We start from the raw sequence: 15,942 nt of genomic DNA, 5'->3' as shown, positions 1-15,942 counted from the left end.
CGTCTCAATCACTTTTGACTGAACATGGCTATTGAAAACGCCCGGATCGAGCGATTGTGAGCACGCTACGGGATTAAATTTAGGCAAGTATGCGGACGGCCCCGGAAGGGTCCCATCGAGGCGAGATTGCGCGACTAGAGACAGCCGCCCCTGCCGCGGTCAGGGCAAAGCCTGAAGGCGCTAGACAGGGTGAAGAGAAAGCGAGGGCTGCGGCCCTCATTGTCGGGCGCCCGGTAGCTCAAGGGGACGGCTACGCCGAAATCTGCTTGTAGATCTTGCGGCAGAAAAAATCGCACGCCGGCACCGGCCGACGTCAGGGCCAGGCCGTCGCGCAGCCGGTAACCATCGTTCCAGACCGCTCCGGCATCGCCGAAGGCGTAGAGCTGGTAACCGCTCCAATAGCGGAAATCGAGCTTCTGGTCGAACCGCAGCTCGAGCGAGCCGGCAAGACCGTTGTCGCCGCTGATCTCGGCCGCACCATAACCGCGGCCGAAGGCTGCGCCGCCCAGATAGAATTGCTGCGAAGTGAACAGTGGACGCGACGCGGTCTGGCTCGCCGCAGCCAACTTGAGCGACCATGCGTCATTGAGAGTCTGGTAGCGCGTGAACCAGAAATCCAGCACAGAAAAGTTCGAGGACGAACCATCACGCGACAATAGATCGTCGTTGAAATGCGAGGCGCCGAAGACATCGAGGCCCTGGCGATAGGTCATCGTTGCGTAGGTGGTGCCGCCGAAGCGATCCTGGAGCCGGTAATCGGCAGTTAGGCTCGCAGTCCTGATGTGATCGTTGTACCAGGGACCGTAGAGATCGTGCTCCGACACGTTGCTGAAGGTCGTCGCCGCCGTCAGGACGAGCGAGGAAGACTGCGACTGTAGAGGGACGATGCCGGCACGCATCTCGAACGCTTCGGTCGTGGTGATGTCGCTGGAGAACCTGCGGGCATCGCCGGGCCGGACTGCGCTGTAGAGGACTGATGCACCAAGGCGCACACCATCGACCCCGACCGGCGTGTCATAGGACAGCCGCCCGAAACCAAGCTCGCGCGGGTCGCTGGCAATGGTCGACAGGTTGACAGCTAGCGTGTCGCCGGGCGCGAGGTAGGAATTGAAGGCGCCCGTCGCATAGCTCTGCCACGGACCGACCGACGATGAGCCGAGATTGTCCAGGCCGAAGGAGGTAAAGACGTGCCACGTCTTCAGATAGACGGTGAGGCGGAAGCGACCCGTCGCCGCCTCGATCTCCTCCAGCGCAGTATCGGTGATACGAACCCCCGGCCTGCCGTTGATGAGGAAGAGCTGGCGTTCGAGTGTTGCAAGGCGCGACGGCTGTTCGGCCAGGACCGGCGCGAGCATCGATCTCACGCCGAACTGCTCGACGCCATCGCCTTTCAGGTCGGCCTCGACGATGGTGCCTTCAATCACCTGGATCCGGACACGGCCGTCGGTGATGTCCTGCGGCGGCACGATCGCCCGGCTCAGATGAAAGCCCTGTGCGCGGTAGAGATCGCTGATCGCACCGGCGATTGCGGCGAGGTCGGCTTGCGCGACCTGCTTGCCGAGATAGGGCCGGTAAATGGTGGCGATGCTATCGTGCGGGATGGCGTCGGCGCCGCTGACGCTGATGCCGCGCAGCACGAATTGTGGTCTGGTATCTCCGCCGGGTTTGGGTTGGCCGACCGAAGGCAGCGTCACCGGAGGCCGGCTCAGGGATTCCTGCTCGGTTTGGTTTTCGAAGTATTTCTCGGGTTGACGGGGGTCGAACCCCGGCTGGTTGGCCTGTTGCGCCACCGCCTGTGAGATTCCCGCAAATGTCGACGCGAGCAGCACGAGCGCGGCAGCGAGATACCGCCCCGCCGCGCCATGCGCGTGCCCTTCTGCGTAGTTTGACGGAGAGATCTCCAGAGGCCGGTAACGATTGGGTAGCCGCATGATTTTTCATAGTTTTTTATGGTCAATGATCGGTTAACGCACCCGTGGGACTCCCCGGTTCCTGCTAAGCCAATCTTGAGTGATTTCGGATACGCATCAGGCTCGCGGTGATTCACGCTGGAGTCCGTCATGATTGTCCGAATTGGAACGTGGTGCGCCTTGATGGCAGCGCTGATCCTGGGATCGGCGCCCGACGCATCCGCTGCGGATGACGGCGTCTGGTCGGTCAGCAAGTCGTCGGGTGAGGTCTGGCTCGCCACCAACGGCGCCCAGCAGGTATCCTTGAACCAGGAAGAGACGCTGAAGCCGGGCGATACCATTCGCACCGGGCGTAACGGACGGGTGCTGCTCGTTCGCGGCGAAGAGACGATCTTGATCTCTCCGAACTCCGTGGTCGGCGTGCCGGCCGAGAAGAAAGAGGGACTTCCGACCACCATCATCCAGCAGGCGGGCTCGATCCTGCTCGAGGTCGAGAAGCGCAATGTCAAGCACTTCGAGGTCGAGACGCCCTATCTCGCCGCCGTGGTCAAAGGGACGCATTTCAGCGTTAAGGTCGGCGCAGGCAGCACCAAGGTCGGCGTGCTCCGCGGCCAGGTTGAAGTGTCCGATTTCAAGACCGGCCAGGTCGCCCAGGTCATGCCGGGGCAGGTGGCCACCGCCTTCGAGCACGGCAAGCCCGGCCTGCGCCTGGATGGCCCCGGTACGCTCAATCCGATCGAGCAAGGCACGCCGCGTGCCTCGACGATCGAGCGCGTCCCTGTGCCGAAGTCGGGTCTGTCGGCGCCGCGCAATGCGGCGGACGGCCACACCATCCATGCGCTCGGTCCGATCGACAAGGGCGTCAAGATCACCGGTGCGCCGACGCCATCGCATCACGCCGGCGGAGCTCAGGCGCCCAAGGCCGGGTTGGTACGCATCTCGAGCCCGCTCGGCGACGTCAGGCTCAACTTCCACAAGGTGACGCATGGGCTCGCTCACGACGGCGTCGCGCACGGGCGCGTGCGTAACGCGGACGCCAACACCAATACGGTGTGGAGCGACGGCAAGTCGGGTGCGACGACCAGCGCGACCAACAGCGCGACCGTCACGGCGATCACCGAGAGCAGCAGCACCGGCGCGGCCCGTTCGGACTCGGCGTCATCCGGTCCGTCCATCGCTGCCGCCACAGCCGGGTCTCCCAGGGACGCGCCGGGCGGAAATAACGGCAACAACGGCAACGGAAATAACGGCAACGGCAACAGCGGCAACGGCGGTGCCACCGGCAACGGCTACGGCTACGGAAATAGCGGCAGCAGAAACGCTGGTAACGGCGGTAACCAGCACGGTCCGGAGCCGGGCAGGGGACATCACTAGGCGCATGCCGCGAACAGAGGGGGCACTTGGCGGCGAGGGTCGCCGGTGCAGGGGAGCAAGGTGAAACGCTATCGGCCGCATATCCTTGTCATGATCGCGCTGGCGGTCGTGCTGTCCACGGGATGGCACCCCGCGCTTCGCAACGCGCTCACGGATCTCCGCTTCGCATGGCAATCGCGTTCCGCCAGCGGCAACGTCGTCGTGGTGGCGATCGACGCCCCCTCGATCGACCAGATCGGCGTGTGGCCCTGGCCGCGTCGTCTGCATGCCGACCTCCTGCACAGGCTTGAGGCTGCCGGCGCTCGGGATATCGCTTTCGACGTCGACTTCAGCACGCCCTCAGATACTGCCTCCGACGAGGCCTTCCTCTCCGCGCTTCGGGAGGTCGGAGGCTCGACCATCCTGCCGTCCTTCAAGCAGCCGACGCCAAATGGCGGCGCGGCGCACATCAATCGTCCCCTGAAGCCGTTCGGCAACCAATCGTGGCCGGCAGTCGTCAATGTCGCGATCGAACCGGATGGGCTCGTTCGCCGCTACCCGGTCGGCGAGAAGCTCGGAGATGTCCAAATGCCCTCCATGGCCATCGTGCTGGCCGGGCAGGACGTCAATCGACGACCGCCTTTCCTGATCGATTTCAGCATTCGGGCGACATCCATTCCCAGCGTTTCTTATGTCGACGTACTGCGGGGGGATGCCGCGGCGCTCGACAAAGTGAGAGACAAGAAGGTCATTGTCGGCGCCACCGCACTCGAACTCGGCGACCGTTTCAGTGTGCCAAATGGCCGTATCGTCGCGGGGCCGGTCCTCCAGGCCCTGGCGGCAGAATCGGTCCTGCAGAACCGCATGCTGCACTGGACGTCCGATGTCGGCATGATCGCCGGCCTCGGCATCATCAGCCTACTGATGATGTACTCATGGCGCCGGGTCGCCCCGGGTGTCCGCGTCGCGGTCCTGATCGCATCCGGGGCAGGTATCGAACTGACTGCGGGTCTTGTGCAGGAACATTGGCCGCTCGTCATCGATACGTCGCTCTTCCACATCGCGATCGTCGCTTATCTGACGGCGATCGCGCTGGATGAGATCGATTTCCGCAGCCTGCTCGGACGGATCGCGGAAAGCCGCTTTCATCGCATTGCGATGTCGCTCGGCGATGGTCTGGTCTGCACCGACGAACATCACCGGATCACGGTCTGGAATCCCGGCGCGAGCGCGATCTTTGGCTATATGCCGACCGAAATGCTTGGTCGCCCGTTCGAGACGCTCTGCGCCATTCCGGCGGAAGCCGGCGCAAAGACCCTCGCCATCCGGGACGCTGCGCGCCAGGCCTTGCTGGTCCCCGGCGGTGCCGTCGTCGTCGAGTTCGAGGGCCGGCGCAAGAACGGCGAAACCTTTCCTGTCGAGGCGAGCTTCTCGGGCTGGCAGGGAACGGACGGCTTCCAATTTGGCGCGATCCTGCGCGACATTTCCGCTCGTAAGCGCGAGACCGAGCGCGTCAGGTATCTCGCCGAACATGATGCGCTGACGGGGCTTGCCAACCGCAACATGCTCCATGCGGGCCTCGTCAGTCTGATTGCTGCTGCGGAGCGGCGATCTTCCGAGGTCGCGTTGCTCGTGCTGGGGCTCGATGGCTTTCAGCAGATCAACGACATGCTTGGACACTCGGCCGGCGATCTCGTGCTGCGGGCAGTGGCCGAGCGGCTGCAGACCGAAGCCGGCAGCAAGGCGGTAGTTGCCCGCCTCGGCGGTGACGAGTTTGCAATTGCGCTGGATTGCGCAAGCGAGCCGATTGCCGCATTCGCCGAGCGGATTGTGATTGCGTTCGAGGCGCCGCTCGCAACGGGTACGCGCCAGCATCGGGTCAGAATCAGTATGGGTGTTGCTGTCTATCCGGACGGTGGACAGAACGCGGACGATCTCCTGAGCAATGGCCATCTCGCGCTATCCAAAGCCAAGCAGACGCGACGTGGCGGTCACGTGATCTTCGAGAGCGCGATCAGGCAGGAGCTGGAAAGCCGGCTGACGCTGGAGAGCGAACTGGCGCTTGCCGCCGATCGCGGCGAGTTCGAGCTGTTCTATCAGCCCCAGGTTCGCCTGATCGATGGCGGTCTGGTCGGAGCCGAAGCGCTGATCCGCTGGCGACACCCGGTGCGTGGCTACGTCTCGCCGGGAGAGTTCATGCCCGTGGTCAACACCTCTGCGCTGTCCGAGCGGATCTCGAGCTGGGTGATGGAGACCGCCGCCCGCCAGGCCCGTGCGTGGGAATTGTCCGGCAACGCTGTGCGCGTTGCAATCAACCTCTCGCCATCGCAGCTCCAATCGGGCGATTTGGCGCATTCGGTCGCGGAGCTGTTGAAGACGACGGCGTTGACGCCCTCGCTGCTGGAGATCGAAGTCACCGAGGACATCCTGCTGCACGACGAAATCCGGGTGCTCGACATGTTCAAGCGGATCCAGCAGCTCGGGGTGCGCATCCTGTTCGACGATTTCGGAACGGGCTATGCGAGCTTGAGCTATCTGAAGAAGTTTCCGCTCGACGGGCTCAAGATCGATCGCTCGTTCGTACTCGATCTGCTCGCGGACTCCGACGACGCCGCAATTGTCGGCTCGACCATCGGTCTCAGCAAGCAGCTTGGCCTGACCGTTGTTGCCGAAGGCATCGAGAATCGCGCGACGGCCGACTTCCTGGTAAGCATGGGATGCGAGGAAGGGCAGGGCTACTTCTTCGGTCGTCCAATGCCAGCCGACGCCTTCGAGAAGCAATTTCTGGCGGCCGAGCTAGAAGCCGTCAGCGCGGCGTGAATCTGAAAATGCTCGTCGCGCGCGTGGCCCACGGAAGTATCGGGAAGCTCCGACCCTGCGCGAGTACCGGTATCCTTGGCGTCCACATCGGGGTGCTGCGCCCGATACACCGTTCATGCGGTCTCCGCTGCGTTCTTCAAGACAGTTTCGTCGACCATACTTCACTCTTCGCAAGCGGGCCTCGTCGCTGCCAACTCAACGCACTTCGGAAGGTTTCCGGTTTTTCCCGTTCGTTAGACGAAGAGAGGAGACAAGCCGGCATGAGCAACCATTGCCTAATTTTCCCGTTATCGACGGGGCGCAAGCAATGTGGAAGTGAAAGGAATCTCGATGAACAAGATTGCGATGTCGACCTTGATGGTCGGCGCTCTTGGTTTAAGTTCGATAGCGGCGACCTCTCCCGCCCAAGCTCAGTGGCGCGACTGGGGACCGGGCCTCGCGGGCGGCCTTGTTGCGGGGGCCGTGATTGGCGGCCTTGCCTCCTCGGCCTATGGCTGGGGGCCTGGCTATGGCTACTACGGATACGGTCCAGGCTATTACGGCGCCGGCTACTATGGCGGCCCGTACGCTTATGACTACGACTATGGATACGATGCACCGTATCGTTGGGGCGGCGGATACGCCACGACCACCTATTACACGCGGCCCGTGACCTATGGCTATCGTTATCGCCGCGTCGTGCGCCCCGCCTACGCCTATTACCGCGGGTCCTATCCCGTGGTCCGGCACCGCTGGCATCACCACCACTGGTGAGCTTGTCGCTCCAGATCATGGGCCGCGCTCCGGATGGCGCGGCCTTTCTCTATCAGTGCAGCATCGGCGTCGGCGATGTGCGATGACGAGCTGGCCGCCGACATATTGTCCCGCGGCCAACTTGCTTCAACAAGACCGGAGCTTCGCGCTAATCGTTCGAACGACCTAGCGCCGACGGGCGATCGCAACGCCAAAGAGGAAAGCAACGAACAGGCTGGCGAGGGGCGCTTCGCGTGTGATCGCCGCCACCGTCGCGAGCGGCCGTCCGGGCTTTCGCGCTTCGTCAATCGCATAGGTGAGACGATCGACGGCAGCACGCAGGCCACCTGCGACCTCTCCGATGGTGTGGGACACATCAGTCGCTGCGTCGATGGCGCGCTCGGTCACGCCGGGCTGGGGTGAGGACTGCGGTATGTCCGTGCTCAAGCGCCATCTCCAAATTGACGAAACAAATGAGGCCGGCACCTTTGGCTATCCGCGCGTGCGCTTGCTCTGAACAGCGGGCTCGTTGGCCTTTGGCTATCCGCGACAGGCGCCGTCTTAGACGGCGGGTGCCGACCTTGCAGTGGAAATGCGGCGCCCGGGATTTCGTTCCAGCTTCCCCGTGAAACGACGGGTGCGAATCTCTGTTACGCTGGTGCAACCTTTGCTGATCTCAGGAGATTGCCGTGACCGATCGAACCATCGCGGATCGAGCCCGGCGCATCGCGCTGCTGGGCGCCCCGATCGACATGGGTGCTTCGCAGCGCGGTACCTTGATGGGGCCGGCGGCGCTGCGGACCGCCGGCCTTGCAACGCTGCTCGAAAGTCTGGATTTCGAAGTCGTGGATTATGGCGACCTCTCGGTGGCCGAAGTGAAGGATCTCAGCGACAGGCCGCCGGAGAAGGCCAATCACTATCGCGAAATCCAGCGCTGGACCCGCGTGCTCAGCCGTCGCGGCTATGAGATTGCGCAAACCGGTGCTCTGCCGATCTTCCTCGGCGGCGACCACACGCTGTCGATGGGATCGGTCAATGCGATGGCGCGGCATTGGCAGGAGCGCGGCCGCGAGTTGTTCGTACTCTGGCTCGATGCCCATGCCGACTACAACACGCCTGAGACGACGATCACCGCCAATATGCATGGCATGTCAGCGGCATTCCTGTGCGGTGAGGCAGGCCTCGATGGTCTGCTGGGCGATGACCCCCGTGCGCCAATCGAGCCTGACCGGCTCGACCTGTTCGGCGCGCGATCGATCGACAAGCTCGAGAAGGAGCTCATGCGTGCACGCCGCATCAGGGTCGTCGACATGCGCCAGATCGACGAGTTCGGCGTCGCAGTGCTGATTCGGCGCGTCATCGAGCGGGTCAAGGCCAACAACGGCGTGCTGCATGTCAGCTTCGATGTCGATTTTCTCGACCCCTGCGTCGCGCCTGGCGTCGGCACCACGGTGCCGGGTGGAGCGACCTATCGCGAGGCGCATCTGATCATGGAGTTGCTGCACGATTCCGGTGTGGTGGGATCGGTCGATATCGTCGAGCTCAATCCGTTCCTGGACGAGCGTGGCCGCACCGCGCGCACCGCGGTGGAACTGATCGGCAGCCTGTTCGGCCAGCAGATCGCTGATCGGCCGACGCCCAGCAACGCGATCGCGCCGGGAGAGTAACGCCCGCCATTGTGCATCGCGAAAGATGGAACTGCGGTTGGGGCCGATGGGCTTAGGTCGGTTCTGATCAAAATTGCCAACTTTTGAAATGCGCGCGAATTGCAAATGCGCATCGCAGAAGGTTTCATGCGGGCCGAGCTTGAGCCGAGCGCCCGCAATGAGCAGCGGATCAGTCAGTCATGGACGCGAGGTGTTCGCGCAGCAATGCGCGTCGTGTCATGGCGACAAAGATGAAGGCGGGGTCGGTGACCGCCTCGCCGGCGGCCGGGGCACGATCGGGACCGCCAAGCCGGTCCGCACCGTCGGCAGCTACTGGCCCTACGCCCCGACGTTATTCGACTACATCCGTCGCGGCATACCGCAGAACGCGCCGCAGTCGCTGAGCGACGAGGATGTCTACGCGGTGTCGGCCTTTATCCTCAATCTCAATGGGCTGGTGGGACCCGATGCGACGCTTGATGCGAAATCGCTTGCTGCCATCAAAATGCCAAATCGTGACGGGTTCGTGGGGGATGCGCGGCTGGACGTGAAGTGACGCTGCGGGAGTTCCGCGCTTTGGCGCGGAACTTGCTGGGAGCTGCTGGGAACCGGGTGGGGCGGAATTGAATTTACCTGCGACAGGAAGAAAGCGGACCCTTCAATGACGGATGTACGTTTCGTAAATTCCATGTCTACGGCGCTCCGTCATCCCGGCGTGATCGCGCTGATCGTTGCCGGGGTAACGATTGCGGCGATGCTGATTGTCGACCACGGCCCTTGGAGCCGGGCCAAGACCCAGCCGGCCCATGTCGCCATGTATGCGACCACCGGGGAGGCGGCACGTGCGGCCGGCGCCGTCGTGCTTCCGACCGAGCCCAAGTCGCCAATCGAGCCCGCGCGGCCGAAGACGTCGCCAGCCGTTAACCCGGTGACGCCCTAGGATTTCTCAGCTCTTGCTGCCGTAATTCAAGAGGCCGCCGCTCGTCCTTGGTGGATGGGCGCGAAGGGCCTCCTCGTTGGGTTCGGTGCCCCAGCCGGGACGGTTCGGAATGATCAGATGGCCGTTCACGATCTCCGGTTCATGCGTGAACAATTCGCGGTCCCAGGCGAGACGGTCGATGTCGATCTCCATGATGCGCAGGTTCGGCACCGCCGCGCAGAAATGCGCGTTCATCATCGAGCAGAGATGACCGTAGAAATTGTGCGGTGCGACGTTGACCTCGAAGGCTTCGGCTGCCGAGGCGATCTTCATCGATTGCCACAGGCCATTCCAGGGCGTGTCGATGATCGCCACATCCATTGCCTGCTCGTGGAAATAGGGCAGGAATTCGCGCAGGCCCAACAACGTCTCGCACGATGAGACGGGATGCGGACTCTGCCTGCGGATGTAGCCAAGGGCCTGCGGATTGAAGCTGTCGATCTCGATCCAGAACATGTCGAGATCGGCGATCTCGCGCAGGATCTTCAAGTAGCCTTCGGTCTTGGCGTTGAAATTGCAGTCGAGCAGGATATCGACATCAGGACCCGCGCCGTCGCGGATCGCTTCCAGATGCGTGCGCAGATCGCGCAGGATCTTTCGGTCGACATTGATCTCGGGCGCAAAGGGCGAACCGAAGCCGGGTCGCCAGCCGGTCGGCTTGCCCTCGTCATAGGAGAAGATATTGGTCTTGAGCGCGGTGAATCTCTTCTCGCGCACCTCCCGGCCCATCGCCTTGACTCCGTCGAGGTTTTCGATCGCCGGCTTGTACCAAGACGGATGATTGATCCGCCACGTCGCACAATGCGACCAATAGACCCTGATGCGGTCGCGGATCTTGCCGCCGAGAAGCTCGTAGCAGGGGACGCCGAGGCATTTGGCCTTGGCATCGAGCAGCGCATTCTCGATCGCTCCCAGTGCCTGGGCGACCACACCGCCGGCCGCGGGGCGGGTGGCCGCGAACAGTTGGGCATAGATGCGCTCGTGCTGGAAGACATTCTGGCCGATGACGCGCTCCGAGAGCCGCTGGATCGCAGCGCCGACGCCGGGTGAGCCAAAACCCTCGTCAAACTCGCTCCAGCCGACGATGCCGTCTTCCGTCGTCACCTTGACGAAGTGGTAATTCCTCCAGCCGGCATCGCAGGCGAGGATCTCCAGGCTCGTTGCTTTTGACGATTTTGTCATGTCGCTCCCTATCGCGCCCCGCGGGGTCTTGTTGATTTGTGTCCCGGTCGCAAGCCTGGGCCCAGCCACAATTGTTAGGCTAATGACCGAGTGTCGTGAAGTCCGCAAACGCTTGGCAGGCCGTCGATTCTTGGCGGTGCCGGCGGAAGGCCCGTAGAATCCGGGGACCGTGATGTTTCTTGGGATCGTCCCGAAATCGCGCGAAGGCCAGACGTTTTTGGCCACAATCCGAATCGACTTTGCGCGCATGAAATTCATGGCGATGATTTCGATCTTGGCGCTGCTCACGATGAGTGTGGCCGCTATTTCCGACCAGCTTCTGACGGCCGATCAGCACGTCGCGCAAGGGGTAGAGTAGCGCGGCGGACGAGGGCGCTTTGTCTTTGGGGAGACAACCTTGCTTTCAATAGATCAGTTCTTGCGATTCATCAGCGTGCCGGCGGTGTTTGCGGCGTTCATCATCGCCTCGCAAATCTCGGCGGCGCTGTCGCCGGTTTAGCCAGACACCGACGAGCCGAGCAAGGCGAGCACGGCCAGCGCCATCAGCGCGGTGCCGAGCCAGCCAAGGGCGATCAGCCATTGGCGGGCCCTGAAGCGGCCCATGATGGCGCGGCTCGAGACGATCAACATCATCATCGCCATGATCGGAACGGCCACGATGCCGTTGAGCACCGCACTCCACACCAGCATGTGGATGGAATCGATCCCGGTGAAGCCGAGCCCGAAGCCGATGATCGTTGCGGCGGCGATGATGGTGTAGAAGCCGACCGCCTTCTCGGGCCTTGCCTCCAGCGTGGCGCGCCAGCCGAAGATCTCGGCGACGCCATAGGCCGCCGAGCCCGCCAGCACCGGGATCGCCAGAAGACCCGTACCGATGATGCCGAGGGCGAACAATGCGAAGGTGAAGTCGCCGGCGAGCGGTCGCAACGCCTCGGCCGCTTGCGTCGCCGAATTGATGTTGGTGACGCCGTTGGCGTTCAGCACCGAGGCCGTGGTCAGGATGATGAAGAACGCGATGCCGTTCGACAGCAGCATGCCGGAGATCGTGTCGACCCTGATGCGCGTGAGCTCGGGATCGGCGCCGCGCCGGGTCTCCTCGCGCAGCGGCTTGTCGCGCCTGCCAAGGTTCATCTCCTCGACCTCCTGGGAGGCCTGCCAGAAGAACAGGTACGGGCTGATGGTGGTGCCGAGGACGGCCACGACCATCATGAAGTAGTCGGCGCTGATATTCGCCTTCGGCCACACCGCGGCCAGGAGCGCCGTGCTCCAGGGAATTTTCACCGTGAAGGCGGTGGCGACATAGGCGAACAGGGTCAGGGTGAGCAATTTCAACACCGGCGCGTAGCGACGATAGGGCAGAAACACCTGAAGCAGGGTCGAGCCGGCGGCGAAGATCAGCGCGTGCTCGTGATTGAGCCCGCCGATGACGAGCGAGAGCGATTCCGCCATCGCGGCAATATCGGCGGCGATGTTGAAGGTGTTCGCGACCACGAGCAGCGCCACGAGCCCCAGCACCAGCCATCGCGGCGCGAGCTCCATCACATTGGCCGCCAACCCCTTGCCGGTCACCCGGCCGATCTGCGCGCTGACGAGCTGGATGGCGATCATGAACGGCGTGGTCAGGAATACCGTCCAGAGTAGCCCGTAGCCGAATTGCGCGCCGGCCTGGGAATAGGTGGCGATGCCCGACGGATCGTCGTCGGCCGCTCCGGTGATCAGGCCTGGCCCAAGCCGCTGCAGCGGCGTCGGTGCCGACTTGGTCGGCGCGGCGACGCTGGCGCGCTTGGAGGCTTCACGTTTGGATCGGTTCGACAGGGGTGACCTTCGGGAAATTGTGAATTCGAGGTTTAAGCGCAAACCGGGCTGGAAAGTTCCTTCGGGGGCAGCCGGCGATGGGCTGGCGCGACTGCGTTGCGCGGCTCTAGCACCGTTTCAAGACGCGCGCGTAACTCTATCGCTTGCGGCGGCGCGCGACGCTCCTGCGAGACGCGCGCTTAAATTGTAGTGAGCGCCCATGAGCCACCTTCTGACCCCAACCATTGTCGATCCGCTCGCGCCGGATCAAGCGGCCGCACTGGTCCGCGACGGTTCGCGGCGAGCCCGACGAAGCTTCGGCGCTGATCATGGCGGGCGAGTTCGACGCCGACTTGCCACACGGTGCGACTAGGCCGACATTGACGATCCATTCCCGGGACACGGCGGCATCCGCCAGCGTGTCGCGCCAAAACATGTCGCCTACGCTCGGGCGCTGGCGGATGAGATCGTTCAGCGACTCTGGCTCGGAACGGCGGGGGCGTTCTGACGTTCTTGTGTCGTGAGGAGGACGCCGCGATGGACCATCTGACGAAGCGCGAACAACCGGACCGCAGCAAGATCAACATGAACGAGGCCTGGGAGGTCAAGTACTGGACCCACGCGCTCGGTGTCTCCAGGGAGGAGCTGCAACAGGCCGTCGACAAGGTCGGCAATTCGGCAGCCGCGGTGCGAAAACAGCTGGCGCTGTAGGCTGGTCCCTGGGTCGAGGAACGAGCAGGTCGCCGAACGGTTTTCCCGACAGGAGGTAACACCGATGAAAGCAGCGACACTGACCCTGGCGATCCTGTTGGCGCTCCCGGCCGGCTATGCCTCGGCCCACGCGACCCGCCACGCCCGCCATCACGGTTGGTCCAACACGATGAACATGATGCATGGTCCGGGACGGACCGCGGCGCGCACCGACCCGAACGGGACGGCCGGTGGACCGACCAGTGTCAGCGGCACCGGGCCGTCCAAATTCGGCGGACAGATTCCGGGAGCGAGCGGGGCGGCGCGCCAGTAAGCCTGGACGTGCGACAATGGCGCCGCCGGTCGCCCGGCCTTAATTTTGCGTCCTACTTGACGCTGACGAACATGCCCCAGGCAGCGGCCAGCGCCGCGCCGGTGAAGATGATCATCGGGCTGTCGCAGAACGGGCCGCCATAACTGCACACATCCGCGCCGAACGAGCCAAGCTCGTGACGGCCTGCCGAATAGAACAGTCCCGAAAGCCCGAGCAATGCGGCGGCGACGTAGTACATTGGCTCCCTCATTGTGAGAACGCGACATGTACCAGCATGGGGCGGAGAGATTTCATTCCGCCAAATCCGGTGGGGGGGATTCGATTAAAGTTTGAGGCGCAAGGAGCGGTAGGAGCTATCGCTTTCGATCTGGACTTTGCGTCGTGCCGGCCTACCGCCGATAGGCCAGCTCTGGTGGCGGCTCTGGCCTGCGGTCCCCCCGTCGCGCGCCGCTTCGGGTTTTCGTTAATTGTTGTTGACCCGTCGGGCAAAACACTGGCAGAATGGCATCATCGAAAAGTTCGGGTCAGCCCGCACGGATCAGTCCGTGGTAGGCATTTTTCGGTTGGAGTCTATTGCGCCGTTATAGGCAAACCACTTGCCGTGTTGGCATTACCGGCGAATTCCGATGATTCTCCAGGCGTTGGCTCTCGGAGGCAGATCGGATACGAGTGGAGCGGCGCCAAACCGGCGCGATTGACCTATCACCGACGGGGTTAAGGCAAGGCAACGAGCTGCCGGTGTGTTATGGCCGCCAGCGGATAGAATTGATATTATTGTTTCACCGCCAGGAGCTGCCGATGACGTCCATTGACGAACGGCTTCTCGAAAGCAAGATGACCCAGATTGAGCAGGCCAGGGCGTGGAGCCCGCGGGTCATTTCAAAGTTTGAAACCCTGATCCGAAGCGGCGACGAGGTCAGCATCTTCCGCGCCAACCCGTTGTCGTTTGCTCGAGATCGCGGTGTGGCTGAGCAGGAAGCGATAGACCTGTTCCTCCACGCCGCTCGCGTCGGGTTAGTCGATCTGCATTGGGACATTCTGTGTCCCCATTCCGGCCTGGTGCTGGAAAGCTTCGGCAAGCTGAGAGCAATCCGCAGCCATTTCGTCTGCGGATTATGCGATATCGACGGTCAGGCGGATCTCGACGACTTCATTCAAGCTTCTTTCTCCGTCTCGCCGCAAGTCCGGCGCCTCTCATTGCACGACGTTGACACCCTCTCGATCGAGGACTTGCATTGGAAGCTGAAGTTTGCGGACAGCGGGCGGCTGCCCGGCGGCCAAACCCGATTTGTTGATGTTCTTCGCACCTTCGTGTGCGGCATGACGTATCTGCCACCAGGCGTGACCACGACCTTGCAGACCGAGATCAAGTGTGGCGCCATCTCGGGTGTGAACGTTCAGACGCAGGCTGGCTTCACATTACCCGTGACGGACTCCGCGGCAGCCCCGCTCGGCACTCCGGCAGTCATTCGTATCACTTACGATGGGCGGCGCTTCACATCCGCTGTTTCGGCCGTGCCGTCAGGGCGCGCCGTCTTCGAGATCAGCAATACCGGCGCGAAACGGGGCTCGGTGCTCTTGATCAACTGGCCACCTGAGATCGTAGCCATGCCGGAAAAGCCGGCGCTCGAGTTTGATCCTTACGTGTCTGGCGGCATGTTGCTGACGCGACAGACTTTCCGGAAGCTGTTCCGCTCCGAGCGCGTGGACGAGGAGGAAGGCCTCGGCGTACGGCAGGTGACCCTCCTGTTCACCGACTTGAAAGGCTCGACCGCGCTTTACGATCATCTCGGAGATCTTAATGCCTATGCGCTGATCAGGGAGCATTTCGCTCTGCTCGACACAGTCGCTCAACGGCATGCCGGTGCTATCGTGAAGACCATCGGTGACGCCGTGATGGCTGCATTCTCCCGGCCGGTCGACGCGGTCGCCGCGGCGCTCCAAATGCTGCAGGGAATCGACCAGTTCAACCTTGAGCGAGACCAGCCCGCCATTGTCCTAAAAATGGGCGCACACTGCGGACCCTCCATTGCCGTAACCCTCAACGAAAATCTCGACTACTTCGGCCAGACCGTGAATATAGCCGCGCGAGTGCAGTCATTCGCAGGTGCAGGAGAAATCTGTCTGACTGAAGCGCTGTACACGGCGCCCGGCATTCGCGAGCTGTTGACCCGCCACGATGTCGAGGAATTCGACGCCCCATTGCGTGGCGTGGAGGGCAACGCACGAGTCTATCGCATCACCGTCCGATCGTAGCCAATCCGCTCGAACCCAGACGACTGCTTCTGGTCCAACACTGGCCTAGATGCTGAGTTCTTAATCATCGACGACTTCCCTCGTTTGGTACGCCGGGCAGGACACAAGCACAATGACATCATCGAAACGTTCGCCCACGCCGGAAGCGTCCGCCGCGGGTTTTTTCGTTTCGATGTCGAGATCGGACGGCGTCCCCGCGCATCGCGGCCTCGCCTCGTTGAAACGCGTTCATGGAGCGCCGATCAG

General features: G+C 62.8%; 14 protein-coding genes and 1 pseudogene. 10 read left to right on the top strand and 5 right to left on the bottom strand.

Annotated elements, in window-relative coordinates:
- Positions 1-134: 134 nt before the first annotated feature.
- Positions 135-1,931, bottom strand: a complete 1,797-nt coding sequence (locus XH88_RS29895) for a ShlB/FhaC/HecB family hemolysin secretion/activation protein (protein ID WP_271671811.1) — start codon at positions 1,929-1,931, stop codon at positions 135-137.
- 129 nt (positions 1,932-2,060) lie between these two features.
- Here XH88_RS29895 and XH88_RS29890 point away from each other — a divergent pair, with 129 nt between their 5' ends.
- The 3 genes from XH88_RS29890 to XH88_RS29880 all read left to right on the top strand — a co-directional run bounded on the left by XH88_RS29890 (position 2,061) and on the right by XH88_RS29880 (position 6,836).
- Positions 2,061-3,284, top strand: coding sequence for a FecR family protein (locus XH88_RS29890; protein ID WP_271671810.1), 1,224 nt, complete (start codon positions 2,061-2,063; stop codon positions 3,282-3,284).
- A 60-nt stretch (positions 3,285-3,344) separates the two neighbouring features.
- A complete protein-coding gene (locus tag XH88_RS29885) occupies positions 3,345-6,083 on the top strand; it encodes an EAL domain-containing protein (RefSeq protein WP_271671809.1) in 2,739 nt (912 codons plus the stop codon).
- Between the two features lie 330 nt (positions 6,084-6,413).
- Entirely contained in the window at positions 6,414-6,836 is a 423-nt protein-coding gene (locus XH88_RS29880; protein WP_271671808.1) for a hypothetical protein, read from the top strand.
- Positions 6,837-7,001: 165 nt separating this feature from the next.
- On the opposite strand, the gene XH88_RS29875 is transcribed toward XH88_RS29880, so the two are convergent.
- Positions 7,002-7,262, bottom strand: coding sequence for a hypothetical protein (locus XH88_RS29875; protein ID WP_271671807.1), 261 nt, complete (start codon positions 7,260-7,262; stop codon positions 7,002-7,004).
- A gap of 242 nt (positions 7,263-7,504) precedes the next feature.
- Here XH88_RS29875 and rocF point away from each other — a divergent pair, with 242 nt between their 5' ends.
- From rocF to XH88_RS29860, 3 genes and pseudogenes are all read left to right on the top strand, one after another.
- Positions 7,505-8,482 (top strand): arginase, encoded by a 978-nt coding sequence (gene rocF, locus XH88_RS29870; RefSeq protein ID WP_271671806.1) that lies wholly within the window; start codon positions 7,505-7,507, stop codon positions 8,480-8,482.
- Between the two features lie 160 nt (positions 8,483-8,642).
- Positions 8,643-9,017, top strand: a pseudogene (locus XH88_RS29865) (c-type cytochrome); the annotation flags it as partial.
- Between the two features lie 105 nt (positions 9,018-9,122).
- Positions 9,123-9,401 carry a hypothetical protein gene (locus XH88_RS29860; RefSeq protein ID WP_271671805.1) on the top strand — a complete coding sequence of 93 codons (279 nt, stop codon included), beginning with the start codon at positions 9,123-9,125 and terminating at the stop codon, positions 9,399-9,401.
- A gap of 6 nt (positions 9,402-9,407) precedes the next feature.
- On the opposite strand, the gene XH88_RS29855 is transcribed toward XH88_RS29860, so the two are convergent.
- The gene (locus tag XH88_RS29855; RefSeq protein ID WP_271671804.1) at positions 9,408-10,622 is read right to left on the bottom strand and encodes a mandelate racemase/muconate lactonizing enzyme family protein; all 1,215 of its coding nucleotides are present in this window, start codon (positions 10,620-10,622) and stop codon (positions 9,408-9,410) included.
- A gap of 172 nt (positions 10,623-10,794) precedes the next feature.
- Between XH88_RS29855 and XH88_RS29850 the strand changes: the two genes are divergently transcribed.
- Positions 10,795-10,980 carry a hypothetical protein gene (locus XH88_RS29850; protein ID WP_271671803.1) on the top strand — a complete coding sequence of 62 codons (186 nt, stop codon included), beginning with the start codon at positions 10,795-10,797 and terminating at the stop codon, positions 10,978-10,980.
- 137 nt (positions 10,981-11,117) lie between these two features.
- On the opposite strand, the gene XH88_RS29845 is transcribed toward XH88_RS29850, so the two are convergent.
- Positions 11,118-12,362, bottom strand: a complete 1,245-nt coding sequence (locus XH88_RS29845) for an NRAMP family divalent metal transporter (protein ID WP_271671842.1) — start codon at positions 12,360-12,362, stop codon at positions 11,118-11,120.
- 591 nt (positions 12,363-12,953) lie between these two features.
- Here XH88_RS29845 and XH88_RS29840 point away from each other — a divergent pair.
- Together XH88_RS29840 and XH88_RS29835 are read left to right on the top strand one after the other, a co-directional pair.
- Entirely contained in the window at positions 12,954-13,127 is a 174-nt protein-coding gene (locus XH88_RS29840) for a DUF3606 domain-containing protein (RefSeq protein WP_271671802.1), read from the top strand.
- Positions 13,128-13,191: 64 nt separating this feature from the next.
- Positions 13,192-13,440, top strand: coding sequence for a hypothetical protein (locus XH88_RS29835; protein WP_271671801.1), 249 nt, complete (start codon positions 13,192-13,194; stop codon positions 13,438-13,440).
- A 52-nt stretch (positions 13,441-13,492) separates the two neighbouring features.
- On the opposite strand, the gene XH88_RS29830 is transcribed toward XH88_RS29835, so the two are convergent.
- Positions 13,493-13,678: a hypothetical protein gene (locus XH88_RS29830; RefSeq protein ID WP_271671800.1), complete on the bottom strand. Its 186-nt coding sequence runs from the start codon at positions 13,676-13,678 to the stop codon at positions 13,493-13,495.
- Positions 13,679-14,238: 560 nt separating this feature from the next.
- On the opposite strand from XH88_RS29830, the gene XH88_RS29825 reads away from it, so the two are divergent.
- Entirely contained in the window at positions 14,239-15,696 is a 1,458-nt protein-coding gene (locus tag XH88_RS29825) for an adenylate/guanylate cyclase domain-containing protein (RefSeq protein WP_271671799.1), read from the top strand.
- The last annotated feature ends 246 nt before the right edge of the window (positions 15,697-15,942 follow it).

It is taken from the genome of Bradyrhizobium sp. CCBAU 51627 (assembly GCF_028128765.1).
GTDB lineage: Bacteria > Pseudomonadota > Alphaproteobacteria > Rhizobiales > Xanthobacteraceae > Bradyrhizobium.
This window is presented reverse-complemented; position numbering and strand designations above follow the sequence as displayed.

What these genes read in the sequence shown, in the direction of transcription:
- XH88_RS29895 (WP_271671811.1), bottom strand. Translation starts at nt 1,931, where the DNA reads ATGCGGCTACCCAATCGTTACCGGCCTCTGGAGATCTCTCCGTCAAAC.
- XH88_RS29890 (WP_271671810.1), top strand. Translation starts at nt 2,061, where the DNA reads ATGATTGTCCGAATTGGAACGTGGTGCGCCTTGATGGCAGCGCTGATC.
- XH88_RS29880 (WP_271671808.1), top strand. Translation starts at nt 6,414, where the DNA reads ATGAACAAGATTGCGATGTCGACCTTGATGGTCGGCGCTCTTGGTTTA.
- XH88_RS29860 (WP_271671805.1), top strand. Translation starts at nt 9,123, where the DNA reads ATGACGGATGTACGTTTCGTAAATTCCATGTCTACGGCGCTCCGTCAT.
- XH88_RS29855 (WP_271671804.1), bottom strand. Translation starts at nt 10,622, where the DNA reads ATGACAAAATCGTCAAAAGCAACGAGCCTGGAGATCCTCGCCTGCGAT.
- XH88_RS29850 (WP_271671803.1), top strand. Translation starts at nt 10,795, where the DNA reads ATGTTTCTTGGGATCGTCCCGAAATCGCGCGAAGGCCAGACGTTTTTG.
- XH88_RS29840 (WP_271671802.1), top strand. Translation starts at nt 12,954, where the DNA reads ATGGACCATCTGACGAAGCGCGAACAACCGGACCGCAGCAAGATCAAC.
- XH88_RS29835 (WP_271671801.1), top strand. Translation starts at nt 13,192, where the DNA reads ATGAAAGCAGCGACACTGACCCTGGCGATCCTGTTGGCGCTCCCGGCC.
- XH88_RS29830 (WP_271671800.1), bottom strand. Translation starts at nt 13,678, where the DNA reads ATGTACTACGTCGCCGCCGCATTGCTCGGGCTTTCGGGACTGTTCTAT.
- XH88_RS29825 (WP_271671799.1), top strand. Translation starts at nt 14,239, where the DNA reads ATGACGTCCATTGACGAACGGCTTCTCGAAAGCAAGATGACCCAGATT.